General features: G+C 72.3%; 5 protein-coding genes. 3 read left to right on the top strand and 2 right to left on the bottom strand.

Annotated features, from left to right (window positions below):
• Positions 1 to 38: 38 nt before the first annotated feature.
• The gene (locus tag AB0M52_RS32190; RefSeq protein WP_363961500.1) at positions 39 to 1,079 is read left to right on the top strand and encodes an ABC transporter ATP-binding protein; all 1,041 of its coding nucleotides are present in this window, start codon (positions 39 to 41) and stop codon (positions 1,077 to 1,079) included.
• Positions 1,080 to 1,230: 151 nt separating this feature from the next.
• Positions 1,231 to 1,782, top strand: coding sequence for a phosphatase PAP2 family protein (locus tag AB0M52_RS32185; RefSeq protein WP_363961498.1), 552 nt, complete (start codon positions 1,231 to 1,233; stop codon positions 1,780 to 1,782).
• Between the two features lie 37 nt (positions 1,783 to 1,819).
• Here AB0M52_RS32185 and AB0M52_RS32180 read toward each other — a convergent pair whose 3' ends face one another.
• A complete protein-coding gene (locus tag AB0M52_RS32180) occupies positions 1,820 to 2,878 on the bottom strand; it encodes a cation diffusion facilitator family transporter (protein WP_363961496.1) in 1,059 nt (352 codons plus the stop codon).
• A 61-nt stretch (positions 2,879 to 2,939) separates the two neighbouring features.
• Here AB0M52_RS32180 and AB0M52_RS32175 point away from each other — a divergent pair, with 61 nt between their 5' ends.
• A complete protein-coding gene (locus tag AB0M52_RS32175; RefSeq protein WP_363961494.1) occupies positions 2,940 to 3,299 on the top strand; it encodes a metalloregulator ArsR/SmtB family transcription factor in 360 nt (119 codons plus the stop codon).
• Between the two features lie 69 nt (positions 3,300 to 3,368).
• Here AB0M52_RS32175 and AB0M52_RS32170 read toward each other — a convergent pair.
• Positions 3,369 to 3,666: RICIN domain-containing protein (locus AB0M52_RS32170; protein WP_363961492.1), on the bottom strand; the 298-nt coding region annotated here is incomplete at its 5' end.

The raw sequence follows: 3,666 nt of genomic DNA, 5'->3' as shown, positions 1-3,666 counted from the left end.
TCGTCACCCCTTCCGCAGGCCGCCGCGACCGGCGCGGCGTGGCGGTACGGCTACAGGGGCTGCGCCGCCGCTTCGGCACGGTCCCGGCGCTCGACGGGCTCGACCTCGACCTCGCCCCGGGCGAGATGGTCGCGCTACTCGGTCCCTCCGGTTGCGGCAAGACGACCGCCCTGCGGGTGCTCGCCGGGCTGGAGGACGCCGACAGCGGCAAGGTGCTGGTCGACGGCGTCGACGTGACCACACTGCCGGCGAACCGGCGGGACATGGGCATGGTGTTCCAGGCGTACAGCTTGTTCCCGCACCTGACCGCGCGGGAGAACGTCGAGTTCGGGCTGCGCCTGCGCGGCCGGCCGGCCGGCGAGCGCCGCGAGCGCGCGGCCGAGATGCTCGACCTGGTGGGGATCGGGTCGCACGCCGGCCGCTATCCGCACCAGCTCTCCGGTGGGCAGCAGCAGCGGGTGGCGCTGGCCCGGGCGTTGGCGATCCGGCCGCGGGTGCTGCTGCTCGACGAGCCGCTGTCCGCGCTCGACGCCAAGGTACGCGTGCAACTGCGCGAGGAGATCCGCCGGATCCAGGTCGAGGTCGGCACCACCACCCTGTTCGTCACGCACGACCAGGAGGAGGCGCTCGCGGTGGCCGATCGGGTCGGGGTGATGCGCGCCGGGCAGCTGGAGCAGGTGGGGCCACCCGCCGAGATCTACCTGCGCCCGGCGAGCACGTTCGTCGCGGACTTCGTCGGGCTCAGCAACCGGCTGTCGGCCCGGGTCGCGGGCAACGGGGTGGAGGTGCTCGGCCAGCGTCTGCCACTGGTTCACCCGGCCGCCGGGCCGGCGGCCGGAGCCGCCCCGGTGACCGCCCTGGTCCGCCCGGAGTCTGTCGAGGTGGTGACCGACGGGAGCGGGCCGGGTCGGGTGCTCGCGGCGAGCTTCCTGGGTGCCACCAGCCGGGTCACCGTCGCCCTGCCTGACGACACGCTGGTCGTCGCGCAGGTCGACAGCAGCCGACTGCCGGACCTCGCGCCCGGCACGGCCGTACGGGTGCGGCTCCGTCCGGTGCCCGTGGCGCTCGCCGAGGGATAGCCCGGACCTCGGCTTTCAGCACAAACTCAGCTGGTTTGGATAACCCTGGTAGACGACGCCGCGATTCCGTTCGCACTGCGAGCCGGCGCCGGGAGTCCACGGCAGTTGGCGGCTACGCGCTGGTGGCCGACACCACGGAGGCTTACTGGGGATGAACTACCACCTGTTCCAGATGATCAACGGGGCGGCCGGCGCCCACGACCCGGTCGACGACCTGTTCGAATGGACGGCGACCTGGCTGATCTTCGTGATGGCGGCGCTCACGCTGGTGCCCGGCCGCACGTTGCTCCGTACCGGTGTCTGGGCCGTCCCGGTGCGGATCGGGGCGTCGCTGCTTCTCGCCCTCGGCCTCGGCCAGGCGGTCGGACACCTCAACCACGAGGCGCGGCCGTTCCAGACCCACGTGGTGCACCAGCTCGTCCCGCACGCCAGCGACATCTCCATGCCCAGCGACCACGCCACCGTCGCATTCGCGTTGGCGTTCGCGGTCACGGCGTTCCTCTCCCGGCGCTGGGGAGTGGTGTTGATCGTCCTGGCGACCGCCGTCGGGTTCGCCCGCGTCTGGGTCGGTGTGCACTATCCCGGTGACATTCTCGCCGGTGCCGTCATCGGTGCCGTGGCGGTGGCGACCATGCTCGGCGTCGAACGACTCCTGCACCACCGGACCGCGTCAAGGGCACCGGCCGACAGCGGCAGCCGATGACCCCGGGCCCCACGGACCGCTGACGGCCTCCAAGGAGTCATGCGCCGAGGTGTCGCCGCTGGTGGGACAGGTCGGTGTGGTGGTGCCGGCCGGGGTGGCTGTGCGGGTCGGTGTGCACGGTCGCGCTGGTCAGCCGGGCGACGGTGTGGGTGAGCTGGTGTTCGGCGTCGGCGGCGATCTCGTGTGCGGCGATCAGGCTGAGGTCGGCGTCCACGACGAGGTCGGCTTCGGCGTGCAGGCGGTGGCCGATCCAACGCAGTCGTACCGCGCTCACGTCGCGGACGCCGTGGATGCCGCGCAGGGTGGTTTCGGCCTGGTCGACGAGGGTGGGGTCGACGCCGTCCATGAGTCGCCGGTAGATCTCCCGGGCGGCGTCCTTGAGCACGAAGGTGATCGCGACGGCGATGCCCAGGCCGACGACGGGGTCGGCCCAGCTCCAGCCGAGGGCGGCGCCGCCGGCGGCGGCGACGACCGCGAGGGAGGTGAAGCCGTCGGTGCGGGCGTGCAGGCCGTCGGCGACGAGGGCGGCGGAGCCGATCCGGCGGCCGACCCGGATGCGGTACCGGGCGACCAGTTCGTTGCCGACGAATCCCACCAGGCCGGCGCCGGCCACCCAGGGTATGTGGGTCATCCCGGCGGGGTGCAGGAGCCGGTCGACGGCGGTCCAGGCGGCGGCGACGGCGGAGGCGGCGATGGCGGCGACGATGATGATGCCGGCGACGTCCTCGGCTCGCCCGTAGCCGTAGGTGTAGGTGCGGGTGGCCGCCTTCCGCCCGAGCAGGAAGGCGATGGCCAGGGGCACGGCGGTCAGCGCGTCGGTGACGTTGTGCAGGGTGTCACCGAGCAGGGCCACCGAGCCGGAGAACACCACGATGACGCCCTGGGCGGCGGCGGTGATCCCGAGACCGACCAACGAGATCCACAGGGCCCGCAGGCCCTCCCGGGAGGTCTCCAGGGCCGGGTCGAGCTTCGCCCGCGAGTCGTGCGAGTGCGGCACGAACAGGTGGCCCAGCCGATGCCAGCCGGCGGCGAGTTTTCCACGGTCGTGGTGATCACGGGAGTGGTGGTGGTCAGGGCGGTGACCGTGCGGTCTCACTGAACCCCCAGGCGATATCGGACGCGCGGACGTGCGCCGGCGACAGCGATAATATGTGCTCATGTACGCACGCGACAACGTTGCAGGTGCCAGTGACCTGCAAGAACAGCCGCCTGGCGGGCGCGAGGTGGAGGCGGCGGTCGAGATGTTGCGGATGCTGGGCGACGGGACACGGCTGCGACTGATGTGGCTGCTCAGCGACGGCGAACACGACGTGACCGCGCTCGTCGCCGCGGTGGGGATGGCCCGGCCCGCGGTGTCGCAACACCTCGGCAAGCTTCGCCTCGCCGGGCTGGTGAGCGTGCGGCGGGAGGGGCGCCGGGCGCTCTACCGGGCCCGGGGCGGACATGTGCGCAGGCTGGTGGCAGAGGTGCTGCACGCCGCTGAGCACCGGGTGACCGGTGCCCCCGAACACGACTGACCACCGGAGCCCGCCTCGTGCGGCACCGGCGTGCGGGAGCCGGACCGGCTCCCGCACGCCTCGTTGGTCTCAGCCGCGCCGCCACTTCTGGTTCGCGCCGCCTAGGCACTCCCAGGTGATCAGGCGGGCACCGTCGGCGTTGACCCAGCCTCCGATGTCGACGCACTTGTTCGCCTGCGGGTTGACGAGGTCTCCGGCGGCGGACAGGACGAACTGTTGCGCCGGGTTGCCGCTACAGTTCGCGATCTGGATCACCGCGCCGTTGTCCCGGGAACCCCAGGCCACGTCCATGCACATGTTGTTCTGGGTGCGCAGCGTCCCGTTGACGAAGGTCCACGACTGCGCCGAGGTGCCGTTGCAGGTCCAG

Origin of the sequence: Micromonospora sp. NPDC051296 (assembly GCF_040682255.1) — a bacterium.
Taxonomy (GTDB): domain Bacteria; phylum Actinomycetota; class Actinomycetes; order Mycobacteriales; family Micromonosporaceae; genus Micromonospora; species Micromonospora craterilacus.
This window is presented reverse-complemented; position numbering and strand designations above follow the sequence as displayed.